This window comes from Streptomyces phytophilus (assembly GCF_013870535.1).
GTDB classification, from domain to species: Bacteria; Actinomycetota; Actinomycetes; order Streptomycetales; family Streptomycetaceae; genus Streptomyces; species Streptomyces phytophilus.
Genome location: NZ_JACBXC010000032.1, coordinates 1 through 17935 on the forward strand (window position 1 = coordinate 1; position 17935 = coordinate 17935).

Genomic DNA, 17935 nt, shown 5'->3' on the forward strand with positions numbered 1-17935 from the left:
AGCCCCTGGTCGTAGCGGCTCGTTGGTTCCTGGTCGCGGATCGGCCGCCTCGCGGGCGGCGTTGCCGGCCGCTGCCGCGACCCGGCTCCGGCGGGAGTCCAGGCAGACTCGATCCCGCCCGCCGGACCGGCGGACCCGCCCGCCGGCCCGGCCCCGGGCCCGCCCCCCATCAGACATGTTCATGTCATATCGCGGACATGTGGTGGCAACCACCGGCCCCGCTGCTGGCCCGGCGGCTGCCGCGCCGTGACCACCTGACCTCTGACTATTCCTGTCGGCGTGCACGAATGCGGGAAGCGACCCGAAAGGAGTTTGCACCGAGTGGCCAAAGATCATGCGGCAGAACGTGGGTTGAAGCTGGGCGGGCCGTTTGATAAAACTGTGAAAGATACCGGTCGGCTAGTTCTTTTACCTCCTCCTCAACCACGTAGCGGAATGCTCCGGTGCGAGCAGGTAGCGGCGCTGGGAGGCACCGATGAGAACCGTACTGATCGTTGATGACGACGACGATGTCGCCGACTCTCTCGCGCAGGCGCTGACCGAACACGGCTTCAGACCCAGACGCGCCGCGGCCGGCGCCGAGGCACTGGACCTTCTGGACGACGTGTCGATCGTCCTGCTCGAACTGAGCCTGCCGGACCTGGCCGGGGACGAGGTGTGCCGCCAGATCCGGGAGCAGTCCTGCGCACCGATACTCGCGATGAGCGGCCAGGCCGAGGAAGTGGACCGGGTGCTGGCGTTCCACATGGGCGCGGACGCCTTCGCCCCCAAGCCCCTGGGCTCCTATGAACTGATCGCCCGCATCCACGCCCTGCTGCGCCGCAGCTGCCGCTGCGGCGCCCGACAGCCCGAAGCCGCCGACACCGGTGAGGCCGACGCCGGCGCGGCCGGCGCGGCCGGCGGGATCGATGCCGAGCACACCCTGTCCACCGGCCCGCTCCAACTCGACCTGCGCACCCGCACGGTCGTCCTGCACGACAAGGAGATCCTGGTCACCCGCCGGGAGTTCGACCTGCTGGCGCTGCTCATCGAGCAGCCCGGCACGGTGCACTGGCGGCGCGACATCATGGCCAGGGTCTGGGACGAGAACTGGTTCGGCTCCACCCGCACCCTCGACGTCCATGTCGGCTCCTTACGCGGCAAGCTGGGCAGCCGGGAGTGGATCAAGACCGTGCGCGGCATCGGCTACCGGCTGGTGGTGCCCGCGGCCGCCGGCATGTCCGTGCCGTGACGTCCGCCGCGCCGGCGCGGCACCGCGTGCCGTGGAGGACTGCGGTGCCGGTGGGGGCCGGTGGGGGCCGGTGGGGGAGCGGGGGTTCCTCCACCGGCCCGTGCGGGACCGCCCGGCGCCGCCCGGGGCCGGGCGGACGCCTGCCCGGCATCGATGTCACCGAGGCTGCCGACGCCGCGTTCGTATGCGGCCCGTTCACCGCCCGCGGCTCACCGCGTACGCCCGCGGCGCCACCGGGCCGCAGCGCCCGCCGGCGGCGGGCGTCCGGCCCGGGGTGTGGTCACAGCGGGGTGGGGGCGGTGGTGCGCACGGCCCGCAGCCCGTTCTCCGGCATCAGGGTGGACAGCGTCATGTCCCACAGCCCGGCCAGCCACCGTTCGCACTCGTCGGCCGACACGCCGAGCCAGACCAGCGTCTCCAGCCCGGAGACGGCCGCCGCCGCCGGGGTGCGCGCGGACGCCGGCGGTACGCGGCGGCCGAGTTCGCCCGCGTTGCGGGCCCGGTCGAGGAGGCTGCCCACCAGCCCCAGCCACTGGCCGTAGAAGTCGGGGGCGCCGCCGTCGCAGTAGCGCAGGGTGCCGTACGAGGGGTGGCGGTCCCGCGCGATCCGCGCGGATGCGCGCACGTACACGTTCTCCCGCAGCAGCCGGCCCAGCGCGTAGGTCAGGTCGACGGCGAGCTGCAGATGGCTCTTTCCGTCCGCACGCAGTTGCCGTACCGCGCTCTCCATGACGTCCCGGCCGCGGTTCTGCACGGCCTCGGCGATCTCGTCCTTGGTGGAGAAGTGGAAGAACAGCGCTCCTTTGGTCACCCCTGCGCCAAGGCTGATGCCGGCGAGCGTGGCGCGCACGTAGCCCTGCTGTGCGAACTGCTCGGCGGCGGCGGCCAGTAAACGTTCTGCGGTCTGCACCGAGCGTTGCTGCTTGCCTGCCATTCGACTGCTCCTCGACGGGCCCGTCACATGGTGTGCTTCTTTGATACGGCCGGTCTGCAGAGCAATGCAAACCCAGTGTCAGCTGGGCGGCAGGATTTCGCTGATTCCGATGCCGGCGGCCCCGCGGTGCGGCCGGCCCGCCGGGGCCGGGCCGGCCGCAGCCGGGGGAGCATCAGCTCTTGACGGCGACGGCGGCGAATCCGGCGGCGTCCTCGCGGCTGGTCCGGTAGTCCGCGTCGGAGGCCCGCTCCTGCTCGGTCTCCCACTCGTTGACGGACACCACCCCCGGCTTGAGCACCTCCCAGCCCTCGGTGTCGACGAACCGGGTGATCTGCGCGCGGGTACGGGAGGCGAGTTCGATCCGGAACGTGCCGTAGAGCCGGTCGGTCGCGGCCTGCACCGGTGCGGAGACGTAGTCGTTGCTGGAGTGGGTGACGACGACCAGGCTGCCGGGGGCCAGCGGCTGCTTGTACTGCTCGACGAGGCCGTAGGGGTCGCCGGCGTCGGTGACGAAGTGCAGCACCGCGCCGAACAGCACCGCCACCGGCTGGGAGAAGTCCAGCACCTCCTTGACGGCCGGGGCCGACAGCACGGCTTGGGCGTCGCGGACGTCCGCGTGGACGTAGGCCGTCGTGCCCCGCGGTGCGCCGGCCAGGAGGCGGCGGGCGATGTCCTCGACGACCGGGTCGTTGTCGACGTAGACGACCCTGGCGCCGGGCGCGACCTCGTGGGTGGCCTCCACCGCGGGGATGCCGCTGCCGAGGTCCAGGAACTGGCCGATACCGCGCCTGCCGGCCGCGCGCACCGCCCGGGCGAGGAAGCGGCGGTTGGAGCGCGTGCCCAGCGGGGCGCCGGGCAGCAGCTTCACGGCGCCCTCCGCCGCGGTGCGGTCCACGGGGAGGTTCTCGGAGCCCCCCAGGAAGTAGTCCATGATCCGTGCGCCGTTCGGGAACTGGCCGGGAGTCCTGGTCTCGGGCATGCCACACATCCTTAATGCGGGGGATGGAGAGCGGGAATGTCGAACGGGGGAGCCCGCGCACGAAGGGGCGCGGCGGTGGAAACGCAGCAGAAAAGGCGGCATCCGATGGATGCCGCCTCGATCGTGCGGTTCAGGGTATGAGGGCTCTGCGGGGAGCGTGACAGGTACGCGGGCCGCGTGTCAACGCCGGGCATGTTTCTCCCGGCGCCCGGGACTTCCGCCTTTCCGGGATCTCTTGACGTCCCGTCACAGCGGGTGTCACGCTTGGCCCGCGGGGAATCTCTGCCCTGGACCGCGTTCACCGCGCCGGCCCCCGCACCCCGGCCGCAGGGCTTCACCCCCTCCCTTACGTGCCGGCCTTGCCCGGCCCCCACGCCGCTCCCCTTGCGTGCACCACGGCTGCCCGCCACGGCTCATCCGCCGCGGCGGGCGGCCGTCTTCGGCGTGCCCGCAAGCCGGCGTGCCCGCAGGGAGGCCCGGCGGGCCCGGGGCGGCCGCCCATCGATCCTCACCCCCGGCCCCCGGGGGCCTGCCCTGCCGCCCGCGCAGTGCGGTGCAGTGCGCGGGTGCCGGCGGGCCCCGGGGGTCCTCCCGAGCGAGCGGAGTCAGCAGATGCCAGTCAGCAGGAAGGCCGCCCGGTTCAACCGCATGGTCGCCAACCGCATCGTGGGCCCCCTGTTCACCCGGCTGCCCGGGTTCGGCACGATCCACCACCGCGGCCGCAAGTCCGGACGGGCGTTCCGCACGCCCGTCAAGCTGTTCCGGCTCGGTGAGGAGTACGTCATCACCCTGCCGTACGGGCCCACGTCCGACTGGGTGCGCAACGTGCTCGCGGCCGGGGGCTGCGAGCTGACCACCCGCGGCCGGCGGATCCGCCTGGTCCAGCCGCGGCTGTTCGCCGACGACGGCCGCACCCCCGTACCCGCGCTGACCCGGCGCCTGCTGGCCCGCCTGGACGCGACCGACTTCCTGGCGCTGAGCGCCGCCGTGCCGTCGGCCGCCCCGCAGGCCGTACGCGGGCGGCGGGGGCGGTAGCGATGACCACCCGTACACCGGCCACCCGTGCGCCGGCCGCCGATCCGATCCGCCTCGTCGTCCTGGTCGGCAGCGCCCGCGAGGGCAGGCTGAGCCTGTCCGTGGCGCGCTGGTTCCTCGAACAGGCCGCTGTCCGGCCGGAGTTCCGCATCGACGTGGTCGACGTGGCGACCAGCGGCCTGCCGGACAGCCTCGCGGACAGTGCCCCGCAGGCGGCCGCGCTGCGGCCGGTGCTGGCCGCTGCCGACGCGTTCGCCGTGATCGCCCCGGAGTACAACCGCAGCATCCCCGGCCCGCTCAAGACGGCCATCGACAGCTTCAACGCGGAGTGGCAGGCCAAGCCGGTCGCCCTGGTCGTATACGGGCTCTCGCTGGCCGGCGGCGTCCGCGCGGCCGAGAACCTGCGCCTGGTCTTCGGGGAGTTCCACTCGGTCGTGATGAAGGACTCGGTGGTGTTCCCGGGCATCGCCGAGCAGTTCGGCCCCGGCGGGCAGTTCCCCGCCGATCCCCAGGGCAGCGCCGCCGCCGCCAAGGTGATGCTCGACCAGCTCACCTGGTGGGCGCTGGCGCTGCGGGAGGCCAAGTCGGTGCGCCCGTTCGGCGCCTGACGCCGTTTCACCGCATGCACCCACCGCGCCTCGAAGCTGGTAACCTCTTTGATGGTTGGAATGTTGATAGTTGGGATCGTTGGCGGTCGGGTGCGGCCCGGGGCGAGGCGCCGGGGCAGCGAAGGCCGCGTCCCCGGGGAGCGACAACCTCGAAAGGAGACGTCCATGGCTGCGGACCACGGCGTCGAGACCGAAGTCCCCGACGTGGGCCGGCCGGCCGGAGCGCCCGACAGATCGGGTCTGGCGCTGCTCGTCATCGCGAGCGTGCAGCTGATGCTGGTGCTCGACGCGACCATCGTCTCGGTGGCCCTGCCCAGCATCCAGCAGGCCCTGCACATGGCCGACAGCGACCTGAACTGGGTGGTCACCGCATACTCGCTGACCTTCGGCGGCCTGCTCCTGGTCGGCGGCCGCGCCGGTGACATCCTCGGCCGCAAACGGGTCTTCTGCACCGGCCTGGTGGTCTTCGCGGCCGCCTCGCTGCTCGGCGGATTCGCCGAGTCGACCGGCATGCTGATCGCCGCCCGCGCCCTGCAGGGCGCGGGCGCCGCCGTCACCACGCCGACGGCCCTGTCCCTGCTGACCAACACCTTCCCGGCCGGGCCCGCCCGCACCAGGGCGCTCGGCATCTACGGCGCGGTGGGCGGCCTCGGCTCCGTCGTGGGCCTGCTCCTCGGCGGCGTGCTCACCGAGTACCTGAGCTGGCGCTGGGTGATGTTCATCAACGTCCCCATCGCCGTCCTGGTGCTGCTCGGCACCGGCGTGCTGGTCGACAGCGCCCGCCAGCGCGGCCGGATCGACGTCCCCGGCGCGATGAGCGCGATGCTCGGCGCGGTGGCCGTGGTCTACGGCATCAACCGCGGCAACAGCGCGGGCTGGACCGACCCCTGGACGCTGACCAGCCTGGTCGCCGCGGTGCTGCTGATCACCGCCTTCGTCGTGATCCAGCGCTCCAGCTCCGCCCCGATGCTCCCGCCGTCGCTGCTGCGCGAGCGCACCCGCAGAGGGGCCGTGCTCGTGATGGCCCTGAACGGCGCCGGCATGGGCGCCACGTTCTACTTCCTGACCCTCTACATGCAGACGGTGAAGTCCTACAGCCCGATGGTCACCGGCACGGCCTACCTGCCGTTCGCCTTCGGCATCGTCCTGGGCGCCGCCGTCGTGGGACCGCAGCTGCTGGCCCGCATGTCCGAGCGGGCCGTGGTGGGCCTGGGCCTGGCGATCGGCATCGTCGGCACCCTCTGGTTCACGCGGCTGACCCCGACCCTCAACCCGTTCTACGCGCTGCTGCCGGCGCAGTTCGTGGTGGGGCTGGGCCTCGGCCTGACCTTCGTGGTCCTCACCGTCGTCGCCGTCCGCGGCGTCGACCCGCAGGACACCGGCATCGCCTCCGGCCTGATCAACACCAGCTCGCAGCTCGGCGGCGCGATCGGCCTGGCGGCACTGGTCGCGGCGGCCATGGAGGCGACGGAGTCCTACCTGCCCGGCCACAGCATGGCCCAGGCGACGACCCACGGCTTCAGCGTCGGCTTCCTCGTCGTCGCCGCCGTCTTCCTGCTCTCCTTCGTCGTCACCCTCGCCATGCTCGGCGGACGCGCGCCCAAGGCGCAGGCGCGGCCCGAGGACGCCGACACCCCGGCCACCGCCTGACCCGCCCCGGCCCGCCGGCACCCAACGCGGCCCGACCCCGTCCACCGGGGCCGGGCCGCGTTTCCGCGCTGCCCCGGCCCGCCCGCACCCGTACGGCGAACACCGCGCCGCCCACCCCCGGCCACGCCCCCCGGCGACCACCCGGCCCGTGCACCCCCGGCGGCGATTTCGCCCGTCCCTGCCTGCTCCGCAGGGACTTCGCTTCCTCCCGGCCGAAGCCCGGTATCCACGAAGGAGCCTGATGAACGAGCAGTCGCCCGAGTACGACGTCCTCATCCTGGGTTCCGGCCTGGCGGGTTCGCTCACGGCAGCGATCCTGGCCCGGCACGGCGCCAAGGTGATGCTCATCGACGCCGCCCAGCACCCGCGCTTCGCCGTCGGCGAGTCGACCACCCCGCAGACCGTCGAGTGGCTCTACATCCTCGCCGAGCGCTACGACGTCCCGGAGATACGCGCCCTGACCAGCGCCAAGTCCGTCAACCGCGACATCGCGGCGACCAGCGGCGTCAAAAGCAACTTCGGCTTCGTCTACCACCACCCCGGCCAGGAGCCCGACCCCCGCGAGGCCACCCAGTTCGCCCTGCCGAAGATCTTCCTGCAGAACGGGCACCTCTTCCGCCAGGACACCGACTCCTACATGTTCCACGTGGCCGTCAAGTACGGCGCCCGGGCCCGGCAGAACTGGCGCGCCACCGACATCGACTTCGACGACGACGGGGTGTCCGTCACCGGAGGACGGGACGGCGAGGTCCTGCGGGCCAGATACCTGGTGGACGCCAGCGGATTCCGCTCGATGCTCGCCGACAAGTTCGACCTGCGCGACACCCGGACGGCACTCAAGCACCACGCGCGCGGCATGTTCAACCACTACGTGGGCGTCACCCCCTTCGACGAGGTCAGCGGGCACCCCAAGGAACTGCGCCCCCCGAAGGACTGGCACACCGGCACACTCCACCACGTCTTCGAACGCGGCTGGCTGTGGATCATCCCCTTCGACAACCACCAGGGGTCGAACAACCTGCTGTGCAGCGTGGGCCTGACCATCGACGAGCGCACCTACCCGCGGCCCGCCGACCTCACCCCGCAGCAGGAGTTCGACAGCTTCCTGGACCGCTACCCGGCGATCAAGCGCCAGTTCACCGACGCCAGACCGGTACGCGAGTGGGTGTCGGCGGGCCGGATGCAGTACTCGTCGCGGCAGACCGTCGGCGACCGCTGGTGCCTGATGTCGCACGCGGCCGGCTTCATCGACCCGCTCTTCTCCCGCGGACTGTCCAACACCTTCGAGATCGTCGACGCCCTCTCCGCACGCCTGATCGGGGCACTGAAGGACGGCGACTTCTCCGCGGAGCGCTTCGCCTACGTGGAGGAGCTGGAACACGGGCTGATCAAGTGGAACGACGAACTGGTCAACACCTGCTACATCGGCTTCGACCACCCCCGGCTGTGGAACGCGGTGTTCCGCCTGTGGGGGGCGATGGTCACCCCGGCGACCATGCGGCTGACCCGGGCCCGGCTGCGTTTCGTCCGCGACGGCGACCCCGCGCACTTCGAGGAGCTGGAGAAGTCGCCCCACCCGGGCCTGTGGTGGCCCACGGACAGCTTCAAGAACCTCATCGAGCAGGTCGCCGAGACCTGCGAGAAGTACGAGGCCGGCCAGACCACGGCCGACGAGGCGGCGGACCGGGTCTTCACGCTGCTGCAGGAATCCGAGGTGGTCAACCCGGTCTTCGGCTGGAAGGACGAGCAGCAGCGGTTCATCTGGCCGGACCTGCGCACCATGGCGCGCTTCCTGTACTGGGCCTCGGCCCAGGCGCCGCCTGAGCTGCGCCAGGTGGGCCGCGAATTCCTCATGGGGATCGTCAAGGCCGGCAGCCGGGTCCGCAAGCTGCTCTGACCGGCGATGCAGGCCGACCTTCAAGATCTCCGAGGAGCATCATGCCCGCCACCCGACTCTTACCGCACCAGCAGGAACACGAGCATCCACCGGTGGAGCCGGCGACGCTGCGCCGTGTCTGCGGCCTGTTCGCCACCGGGGTCACCGTCATCACCACCGGCGTGGGCGGCCCGCCCGCCGGCACCACGGTCAACTCCTTCACCTCGGTCTCCCTGGAGCCGCCGCTCGTGCTGTTCTGCCTGCACCACAAGTCGCGGCTGCAGGCCGAACTGCGCGCCTCCCGGGCCTTCGCCGTCAACGTCCTGGCGCAGCCCCAGCAGGAGGTGGCCCGCGCCTTCGCGGGACGCAAGACGGCCGACTTCGAGACGGTCCCGCACCGCCGCGCCGAACTCGGCCTGCCGGTGCTGACCGAGGCGATGGCCCACCTGGTGTGCCGGGTGGTCGACCAGTACCCCGGCGGGGACCACAGCATCGTCCTCGGCAAGGTCGTAGCGACCTCGGCCCTGGCCCCGCGGCCCGACCCGCTGGTCTTCTTCGACGGCGCGATGGGCGCCGCGCCGCCCGAATGACGGCCTGCCGCCACCGGCACGATGAGCGCGGCGCCCCCGGACGTCCCGCCGCCGCGCGACCGCGAGACCCGCCCGTTGCGACAGGGAAAAAAGGAATCCGATGGAGTACTACGAAGCCGTCAGCGACGCGTTCGACCGGCTGGAGGGCCTCGGCTACGAGTGGGGCAGCGCGTCCTTCGTCAACCACGCCCCCATGGCCGCCGAGGCCATGGCGCGCCTCGGCCACGGCGACCACCTGCCCGAGTGGATCACCCGCATCCTGCGCCGCCCCTACCACGACGCGCCCGTACGCACGGGGGAGATCGGGCCCGACGACGACGACCGGGCCCGCGCGCTCGGCGACTTCAGCCGGGTCGCCGACTGGGCGGCCCTGTTCGAACGCGAACTGGCCGCGGACCCGTGGCGCGAGGTGCTGGCCCGGTGGTGGCCCCGGCTGCTGCCGGGCCTGAGCGTGGCGCTGACCCACGGCGTGATCAGGACCTCCCACGCCATGAGGGCCATGGCCCAGGCCGAGGGCCGCGGCGACGACCGCCGCCAGCGCCGGGAACTGGCCCAGGGCCTCGGCTACTGGGCCGCACGCTACGAGCACCGCCCGCTGCCGGCCGCCGGCCGGCCGGAGGAGGGCGAGGCGCTGGGCGCACTGGACCGGCTGGTCCTCGACGGCGCGGACTTCTACGCCCGCGCCCGGCCCGCGTTCGCCATCCCGCTCATCCACGCCGTCACCGCTCCCGCCGCCGTCCGCCTGGCCTGCGAGTACCTGCCGGCGGAGCAGCACGCACCGTCCTACCGGGTCGCCCGGGCGGCGACCGCCTCCATCCGGGGCTTCTTCACCGGCCGCCCCCACCGCGACCCGCTCGCGGGAATCGGACAGGTGCCGCCGCTCGGCGAGATCGCGGCCCGCTCCATCGAACTCGGCGACGAGCATGCGATCAAGCTCGCCGAGGTCGCCATCCGCCACGACGCGGCCGCCCCGGACGCCCGGTTCGCGGCCGCCGCCCACGTGGCCAACCGGCTGATCGCCCGCCACCACGTCTGACGACGTGGCCGACGTGAGAGGAAGGACCATGGACGCTGAAGTGATCGTGGTCGGTGCCGGACCGGCCGGCATGATGCTGGCCGGCGAGCTGCGCCTGGCCGGCACGGACGTCGTCGTCCTGGAGAAGCTGCACGCGCGCACCGGCGAGTCCCGCGGCCTGGGCTTCACCGCCCGCACCATGGAGGTCTTCGACCAGCGCGGGATCCTGTCCCGCTTCGGCGACGTCGAGATCAGCAACCTGGGCCACTTCGGCGGCCTGCCGGTGGACTTCGGCCTGCTGGAGGGCGCCCACCAGGCGGCCAAGAGCGTGCCGCAGTCCGCGACGGAGACCGTCCTGGAGGAGTGGGCCACCAGCCTGGGCGCCGACATCCGCCGCGGCCACGAGGTGCTGTCCTTCGAGGACAAGGGCGACGGCGTCCTGATCGAGGCCCGCGGCCCCCGGGGCGTCCACCAGCTGACCGCCGCCTACCTGGTCGGCTGCGACGGCGGGCGCAGCCTGGTGCGCAAGGAGGCCGGCTTCGATTTCCCCGGCACCGCGGCGACCATGGAGATGTTCCTCGCCGACGTCAGGGGAGTGGACCTCGAACCGCGCATGATCGGCGAGACCCTCCCCGGCGGCATGGTGATGGTCGGACCGCTTCCCGGCGGCATCACCCGGCTGATCGTCTGCGAGCGCGGCGCCCCGCCGCGCCGGCGCACGGCACCACCCGACTGGGAAGAGGTCGCGGCGGCCTGGCAGCGGCTGACCGGCGACGACATCTCCCACGCCGAACCGGTGTGGCTCTCCTCCTTCGGCGACGCCACCCGCCAGGTCAGCGAGTACCGCCGCGGCCGCGTACTGCTGGCCGGCGACTCCGCCCACATCCACCTGCCCGCCGGCGGCCAGGGCATGAACACCAGCATCCAGGACGCGGTCAACCTGGGCTGGAAACTCTCCGCCGTACTGCGCGGCACCGCACCCGAGGACCTGCTGGACACCTACCACGGCGAACGCCACCCGGTCGGCAGGCGCCTGCTGATGAACACCCAGGCGCAGGGCCTGCTCTTCCTCTCCGGCCCCGAGGTGCAGCCGCTGCGCGACGTACTGACCGAACTCCTCGCCTACCCCGAAGTCGGCCGCCACCTGGCCGGCATGGTCAGCGGACTGGAGATCGGCTACGACGTCGGCGGCGGCAGCCACCCGCTCCTCGGCCACCGCATGCCCCACCTGGACCTCACCGCGGCCGGCCGCCCCACCAGCAGCACGAAGGCCCTCAACCGCGGCCGCGGCGTCCTGCTCGACCTCCAGGACAACCCCGTGCTGCGCGCCCGCGCCCGCGCCTGGCTCGACCGCGTCGACGTGGTCACCGCCACCCCCACCGGCCTGAGCGCCGCAAGCACGCTCACGGGCACCGCCGCCCTCCTCGTCCGCCCCGACGGCTACGTCGCCTGGGCCGCTCCCGGCTCCCACGACTCCCTGCCCATGGCCCTGACCCGCTGGTTCGGCCCCGCGCAGTGACGCGCCCGGGCCGCCGCCCGCGAGAGAGAGCGAGAGTAGGACATGTACAGCAGTCTGATCGTCGCCCGCCTGCAGCCCGAGCACACGGGCGAGGTGGCCCGCCTCTTCGGCGAGTTCGACCACACCGGGATGCCGCACCGGATGGGCACCCGCCGCCGTCAGCTCTTCACCTACCGCGGCCTCTACTTCCACCTGCAGGACTTCGACGCCGACGACGGCGGCGAGCGCATCGAGGCCGCCAAGCACGACGAGCGGTTCATCCGCATCAGCGACGACCTGCGGCCCTTCGTCGAGGCATACGACCCCGCCACCTGGCGCTCGCCGGCCGACGCCCTCGCCCGGCGCTTCTACACCTGGGAGGCATGACGGTGGCCCGCTCGCGCGTCGTCATCACCGGTGTCGGCGTCACCGCCCCCGGCGGTGTCGGCACCAAGAACTTCTGGGGCCTGCTCAGCGAAGGCCGCACGGCCACCCGCCGCATCGGCTCCTTCGACCCCTCCCCGTTCCGCTCCCAGGTCGCCGCCGAGATCGACTTCGACCCCGAACTGCACGGCCTGAGCCCGCAGGAGATCCGCCGGATGGACCGCGCGGCGCAACTCGCCGTCGTCTCCGCCCGGGAGGCGGTGGCCGACAGCGGCATCGACTTCGCCGGCACCGACCCCTACCGGCTCGGCGTCACCCTGGGCAGCGCGGTCGGCGCCACCATGGGCCTGGACCGGGAGTACCGGGTGGTCAGCGACGGCGGCCGCAAACACCTGGTCGACCACGCATACGCGGTCCCGCACCTGTACGACTACCTGGTGCCCAGCTCCTTCACCGCCGAGGTCGCCTGGGCGGTCGGCGCCCAGGGCCCGGCCACCGTGGTCTCCACCGGCTGCACCTCCGGCCTGGACTCCGTCGGCCACGCCGCCGAACTCATCCGCGAGGGCGCGGCCGACGTCATGGTCACCGGCGCGACCGACGCACCGATCTCACCGATCACCCTGGCCTGCTTCGACGCCATCAAGGCCACCACCCCCCGCAACGACGACCCCGCACACGCCTCACGGCCCTTCGACCGCACCCGCAGCGGCTTCGTCCTCGGCGAAGGCGCCGCCATGTTCGTCCTGGAAGAACTGGACAGCGCCCGCACCCGCGGCGCCCACATCTACGCCGAAATCGCCGGCTACGCCTCGCGCTGCAACGCCTTCCACATGACCGGGCTGCGCCCGGACGGCACGGAGATGGCCGAGGCCATCCGCCAGGCCCTGGCCCAGAGCCGGATGAACCCCGAGGACATCGACTACATCAACGCCCACGGCTCGGGCACCAAGCAGAACGACCGGCACGAGACCGCCGCGTTCAAACGCAGCCTGGGCGAGCACGCCCACCGGACCCCGGTCAGCTCGATCAAGTCGATGGTCGGCCACTCACTCGGCGCCATCGGCTCGATCGAGATCGCCGCCTCGGTACTGGCGATCAAGCACGACGTCGTGCCCCCGACCGCCAACCTGCACACCCCCGACCCCGAGTGCGACCTCGACTACGTCCCGCTGACGGCACGCGAGTGGCGCACCGACGCCGTACTGACCGTCGGCAGCGGCTTCGGCGGCTTCCAGAGCGCCATGGTCCTCGCCGGCCCGGAAGGGGCCGGGACATGAGCGCGCAAGCGCTGGTGACCGGCCTGGGCATCGCGGCCCCCAACGGCCTGGGCACCGACGACTTCTGGTCGGCCACCCGCAGCGGCAAGAGCGGCATCGGCCGGATCACCCGCTTCGACGCCAGCAGCTACCCGGCCCAACTGGCGGGCGAGGTCCCCGGCTTCCAGGCCGAGCAGTACCTCAGCAGCCAGATCCGCTCCCAGACCGACCACATGACCCGGATGGCGCTGGTCGCCTCCGACTGGGCACTGGCCGACGCGGGCATCACCCCCGAGCAGTTCGACGCCTACGACATGGGCGTCGTCACGGCCAGTTCCTCCGGCGGCTTCGAATTCGGCCAGGGCGAGCTGCAGAAACTGTGGAGCCTGGGCCGCCGGCACGTCAGCGCCTACCAGTCCTTCGCCTGGTTCTACGCGGTCAACAGCGGCCAGATCTCCATCCGCCACGGCATGAAGGGCCCCAGCGGCGTGGTCGTCAGCGACCAGGCCGGCGGCCTGGACGCGCTGGCACACGCCCGCCGCCAGATCCGCGGCGGCACACCCGTGATCGTCTCCGGCGCCGTCGACGCCTCGATCTGCCCCTGGGGCTGGGCGGCCCAACTGGCCGGCGGCCGCGTCAGCACCGCCGAAGCACCCGACCGCGCCTTCCTGCCCTTCGACGCCGAAGCCTGCGGCCACGTCCCCGGCGAAGGCGGCGCGATCCTCGTCGTCGAACACGCCGACAGCGCCAAGCGCCGCGGCGCCCGCGCCTGGGGCGAACTCGCCGGCTACGCCGCGACCTTCGACCCGAAACCGGGATCCGGCCGCGAGCCGGCCCTGCACAAGGCCATCGAACTGGCCCTGGCCGACGCCCGGAGCGCACCCGGCGACGTCGACGTGGTCTTCGCCGACGCGGCAGCCGTACCCGAACTGGACCGCCAGGAGGCCGACGCGATCACCGCCGTCTTCGGCCCCCGGGGCGTACCGGTCACCGCACCCAAGACGATGACCGGCCGCCTGTACTCCGGCGCCGGCCCCCTCGACGTCGCCGCGGCGCTGCTGTCGGTACGCGACGGCGTCATCCCGCCCACCGCCCACGTCCAGCAGGCACCCGGCTACGCCATCGACCTGGTCACCGGCCAGCCGCGCACCGGCGAGGTGCGCACCGCACTCGTCCTGGCCCGCGGCCACGGCGGTTTCAACTCCGCCCTCCTGGTCCGCGCCGCCTGACCCCCGGGCCCTGCCCCCCGCGTATCCGCGGGAAACAGGCAGACCCCTGCCCGCAACCAGCAGAAGGGAACGCGCCATGCCCGACAAGGTCTTCACCCTGGACGACCTCAAGCGCATCCTCATCGCCGGCGCCGGCGCCGACGAGGCCGTCGACCTCGACGGCGACATCCTCCAGCAGCGCTTCGACGCCCTCGGCTACGAGTCCCTGGCCCTGCTGGAGACCCTCAGCCGGATCGAGAACGAGTTCGACATCGCCCTCGACGACGGGGTGCTGACCGAGGAGTCGACACCGGCCCAGCTGATCGACGCCGTCAACGCCGTCCTCGAAGCCGCACGACTGGCCGTCTGACAAGGGAGACCCGCACCATGACCGAGCAGACCGAGCGGGTGGCCCTGGTCACCGGCGCCACCAGCGGCATCGGCCTGGCGACGGCCAGGCTCCTGGGCGAGCAGGGCCACCGCGTCTTCATCGGCGCCCGCGACACGGCCCGCGTCGCGGCCACCGTCAAGGAACTGCGCGACGAGGGCCTGCAGGTGGACGGCACCCGCCTCGACGTACGCGACCGCACCAGCGTCCAGAACTTCGTCACCGCCGCCGTCGACTCCTTCGCGACCGTCGACGTCCTGGTCAACAACGCCGGGCGCAGCGGCGGCGGCGTCAGCGCCGACATCGACGACGACCTCTGGTACGACGTCATCGAGACCAACCTCAACAGCGTCTTCCGCCTCACCCGCGAAGTCCTCAACGCCGGCGGCATGCGCCGCAAGGACCGCGGACGGATCATCAACATCGCCTCCACCGCGGGCAAGCAGGGCGTCGTCCTGGGCGCGCCGTACTCGGCGTCCAAGCACGGCGTGGTCGGCTTCACCAAGGCGCTCGGCAACGAACTGGCGCCGACCGGGATCACCGTCAACGCGGTCTGCCCCGGCTACGTGGAGACACCGATGGCCCAGCGGGTCCGCGCCGGCTACGCCGCCGCCTACGGCACCGACGAAGCGGTGATCATGGAGAAGTTCACCGCCAAGATCCCCCTGGGCCGCTACTCCACCCCCCAGGAGGTCGCCGGCCTCGTCGGCTACCTGGCCTCGGACACCGCCGCCTCCATCACCGCGCAGGCCCTCAACGTCTGCGGCGGACTCGGCAACTTCTGACCCCCCGGCCGGACACCGGCCCGGCACCCGGGCCCCCGCCCCACCCACACGCCCCACCCACACGCTGCCCCTCCCTCTGCTTCCGCACGCCGGAAAGGAGCCCCAGCATGTCCGAGCCCGGCCGGCACCGGGTCGAGCACGAGATCCTCGTCTCGGCCCCCGCAGCCGACGTCTACCGCCTGCTCGCCGAGGTGGAGAACTGGCCCCGGATCTTCCCGCCGACCATCCACGTCGACCACCTCGAACGCAGCGAGCGCACCGAGCGGATCCGGATCTGGGCCACCGCCGTCGGCCGGCCCAAGAACTGGACCTCGCGCCGCACCCTCGACGCGAAGGCACTGCGCATCGACTTCCGCCAGGAGGTCTCCACCCCGCCCGTCGCCTCCATGGGCGGCACCTGGATCATCGAACCGCACACCACCGGCGGCTGCACGATCCGCCTGCTCCACGACTACACGGCCATCGACGACGACCCCGCGGGCCTGGCCTGGATCGACGAGGCCGTCGACACCAACTCCCGCAGCGAACTGGCCGCACTCAAGACCAACGTCGAACGCACCGTAGGGGCAGCGGAGCTGACGTTCTCCTTCGAGGACACCGTCTACGTCGACGGCGACGCCAAGGACGTCTACGACTTCGTCAACGAAGCCCACCTGTGGCACGAGCGGCTGCCGCACGTGGCCGCCGTCCGGCTGGAAGAACACGAACCCGGCCTGCAGACCCTGCAGATGGACACCCGCGCCCCCAACGGCACGATCCACACCACCAGATCGCACCGGGTCTGCTTCCCCGACGAGCGGATCCACTACAAGCAGACGACACTGCCGGCCCTGATGGACCTGCACACCGGCCGCTGGACCTTCCGCCCCACCGGATCGGGCGTGACGGCCGCCTCCCAGCACACGGTCGTGATCAAAACGGAGAACATCACCGCCGTCCTCGGCCAGGACGCCGGCGTCGCCGACGCCCGCCGGCACGTCAAGAACGCACTGAGCGCCAACAGCCGCGCCACCCTCGACCTGGCCAAGGCATACGCCGAGGGCAGGCGCTGACCGCATGGACACCCAGGTCGCCGTCGTCGGCGCGGGACCGGTCGGTCTGATGCTCGCCGGCGAACTGCGCCTCGCCGGCGTCTCGGTGGTGGTACTGGAACAACGCCCCGCCCCGACCACCGAATCCCGCGCATCCACCCTGCACGCGCGGACCATGGAACTGCTCGACCAGCGCGGGCTGGCCGAGCGGTTCCTGCCCGCACCGAACGACCTCGCCGGCCACTTCGGCGGCATCCCCCTCCCGCTGACCCTCGACAGCCCCTACGCCGGCCAGTGGAAGATCCCCCAGGCCCGCACCGAGGAACTCCTCGGCGCCTGGGCCCGCGAACTGGGCGCCGACATACGCCGCGGCCGGCAGGTCACCGACCTGACCCGCACGGCGGACCACGTCGAACTGCTCACCGACGGCCCCGGCGGCGAGCAGCGGCTGCGCGCCGCCTACGTCGCCGGCTGCGACGGCGAACAGAGCACGGTGCGCCGCCTGGCCGGCGTCGCCTTCCCCGGCAAGGACGCCGAACGCGAACTGCTGCGCGCCGACGTCGACGGCATCACCGTGCCCGACCGCCGCTTCCAGCGCCTCGCGGCCGGACTCGCCATCGCCGCCCGCCGCGCCGACGGCGTCACCCGCGTCATGGTCCACGAATTCGGCCGCCCCGCCGGCGCCCGCGAGGACGCCGGCAGCGGCGGCGAACCGGGCTTCGCCGACATCGCCGCCGCCTGGCGGCGCGTCACCGGCGAGGACATCACGGCCGGAACACCCCTGTGGGTCAACGCCTTCGGCGACACACTGCGCCAGGCCGCCCGCTACCGCACCGGCCGGATCCTGCTCGCAGGCGACGCCGCCCACCGCCAACTGCCCATCGGCGGACAGGCCCTCAACCTCGGCCTGCAGGACGCCGTCAACCTCGGCTGGAAACTCGCCGCCCACCTCAACGGCACCGCCACCGGCGAACTGCTCGACAGCTACCACAGCGAACGGCACACCGCCGGCGCCCGCGTACTGGCCAACATCCACGCCCAGGCCCTGCTGCTCCTCGGCGCCCCGAACGTCGAACCGGCCCGCTCAGTGCTCACCGAACTGATCGCCCACGAGCCGGTACGCCGCCACCTCGCCGGCACGATCAGCGGCCTCGGCATCCGCTACCGGCCGCCGGGCCCCGACCAGGACCCGCTGACCGGCACCCGCCTGCCCCCCACCCGGCTACGCACCCGGACCGGCCGAGCGGACACCGAAGCAACCCTGACGACGGCCGAACTGCTGCACTCCGGCCGCGGCCTGCTCCTCACCTTCGACCACGACACCGCCCCGGCCACCGCACACAGCGCCGCACCATGGACGGCCGCCCGCGGCCGGCTGCACACCGTACGCGCCAGACCCCCCGCACACGGCCCGCTGGCGGACCGCGCAGCCGTACTCGTCCGCCCCGACGGCTACATCGCCTGGAC

Annotated in this window: 17 protein-coding genes; 15 read left to right on the forward strand and 2 right to left on the reverse strand. The window is 72.5% G+C overall.

Translation table 11 applies throughout. The annotated features are described in order from the left end of the window. Positions 1-475 precede the first annotated feature (475 nt). Positions 476-1231 carry a response regulator transcription factor gene (locus H5J30_RS04250; RefSeq protein ID WP_181785798.1) on the forward strand — a complete coding sequence of 252 codons (756 nt, stop codon included), beginning with the start codon at positions 476-478 and terminating at the stop codon, positions 1229-1231. 280 nt (positions 1232-1511) lie between these two features. Here H5J30_RS04250 and H5J30_RS04255 read toward each other — a convergent pair whose 3' ends face one another. Together H5J30_RS04255 and H5J30_RS04260 are read right to left on the reverse strand one after the other, a co-directional pair. Then, positions 1512-2165, reverse strand: coding sequence for a ScbR family autoregulator-binding transcription factor (locus H5J30_RS04255; RefSeq protein WP_181785799.1), 654 nt, complete (start codon positions 2163-2165; stop codon positions 1512-1514). A 172-nt stretch (positions 2166-2337) separates the two neighbouring features. Further along, entirely contained in the window at positions 2338-3144 is an 807-nt protein-coding gene (locus H5J30_RS04260; protein WP_181785800.1) for an SAM-dependent methyltransferase, read from the reverse strand. 612 nt (positions 3145-3756) lie between these two features. On the opposite strand from H5J30_RS04260, the gene H5J30_RS04265 reads away from it, so the two are divergent. From H5J30_RS04265 to H5J30_RS04330, 14 genes are all read left to right on the forward strand, one after another. Then, positions 3757-4179, forward strand: coding sequence for a nitroreductase family deazaflavin-dependent oxidoreductase (locus H5J30_RS04265; RefSeq protein WP_181785801.1), 423 nt, complete (start codon positions 3757-3759; stop codon positions 4177-4179). A gap of 2 nt (positions 4180-4181) precedes the next feature. Next, entirely contained in the window at positions 4182-4787 is a 606-nt protein-coding gene (locus tag H5J30_RS04270) for an NADPH-dependent FMN reductase (protein ID WP_181785802.1), read from the forward strand. A gap of 165 nt (positions 4788-4952) precedes the next feature. Beyond that, entirely contained in the window at positions 4953-6437 is a 1485-nt protein-coding gene (locus H5J30_RS04275) for an MFS transporter (RefSeq protein ID WP_181785803.1), read from the forward strand. Positions 6438-6678: 241 nt separating this feature from the next. Further along, positions 6679-8334, forward strand: a complete 1656-nt coding sequence (locus H5J30_RS04280) for an NAD(P)/FAD-dependent oxidoreductase (RefSeq protein WP_181785804.1) — start codon at positions 6679-6681, stop codon at positions 8332-8334. A gap of 41 nt (positions 8335-8375) precedes the next feature. Next, positions 8376-8903 carry a flavin reductase family protein gene (locus H5J30_RS04285; RefSeq protein ID WP_220188521.1) on the forward strand — a complete coding sequence of 176 codons (528 nt, stop codon included), beginning with the start codon at positions 8376-8378 and terminating at the stop codon, positions 8901-8903. A gap of 100 nt (positions 8904-9003) precedes the next feature. Continuing rightward, positions 9004-9939 carry a questin oxidase family protein gene (locus tag H5J30_RS04290; RefSeq protein ID WP_181785805.1) on the forward strand — a complete coding sequence of 312 codons (936 nt, stop codon included), beginning with the start codon at positions 9004-9006 and terminating at the stop codon, positions 9937-9939. A gap of 28 nt (positions 9940-9967) precedes the next feature. Next, positions 9968-11437 (forward strand): FAD-dependent monooxygenase, encoded by a 1470-nt coding sequence (locus tag H5J30_RS04295; protein WP_181785806.1) that lies wholly within the window; start codon positions 9968-9970, stop codon positions 11435-11437. A 42-nt stretch (positions 11438-11479) separates the two neighbouring features. Next, positions 11480-11803, forward strand: coding sequence for a TcmI family type II polyketide cyclase (locus H5J30_RS04300; protein WP_181785807.1), 324 nt, complete (start codon positions 11480-11482; stop codon positions 11801-11803). Beyond that, positions 11800-13077, forward strand: a complete 1278-nt coding sequence (locus tag H5J30_RS04305) for a beta-ketoacyl-[acyl-carrier-protein] synthase family protein (protein ID WP_181785808.1) — start codon at positions 11800-11802, stop codon at positions 13075-13077. The genes H5J30_RS04300 and H5J30_RS04305 overlap by 4 nt, the downstream gene beginning before the upstream one ends. Further along, the gene (locus H5J30_RS04310) at positions 13074-14285 is read left to right on the forward strand and encodes a ketosynthase chain-length factor (protein WP_181785809.1); all 1212 of its coding nucleotides are present in this window, start codon (positions 13074-13076) and stop codon (positions 14283-14285) included. Before H5J30_RS04305 ends, H5J30_RS04310 begins: the two co-directional genes overlap by 4 nt. A 76-nt stretch (positions 14286-14361) precedes the next feature. Continuing rightward, the gene (locus tag H5J30_RS04315; RefSeq protein ID WP_181785810.1) at positions 14362-14634 is read left to right on the forward strand and encodes a phosphopantetheine-binding protein; all 273 of its coding nucleotides are present in this window, start codon (positions 14362-14364) and stop codon (positions 14632-14634) included. A 17-nt stretch (positions 14635-14651) separates the two neighbouring features. Next, a complete protein-coding gene (fabG, locus tag H5J30_RS04320) occupies positions 14652-15437 on the forward strand; it encodes a 3-oxoacyl-ACP reductase FabG (protein WP_181785811.1) in 786 nt (261 codons plus the stop codon). 107 nt (positions 15438-15544) lie between these two features. Continuing rightward, a complete protein-coding gene (locus H5J30_RS04325) occupies positions 15545-16489 on the forward strand; it encodes an aromatase/cyclase (protein ID WP_181785812.1) in 945 nt (314 codons plus the stop codon). A 4-nt stretch (positions 16490-16493) separates the two neighbouring features. Continuing rightward, positions 16494-17935: FAD-dependent monooxygenase (locus tag H5J30_RS04330; protein ID WP_181785813.1), on the forward strand; the 1442-nt coding region annotated here is incomplete at its 3' end.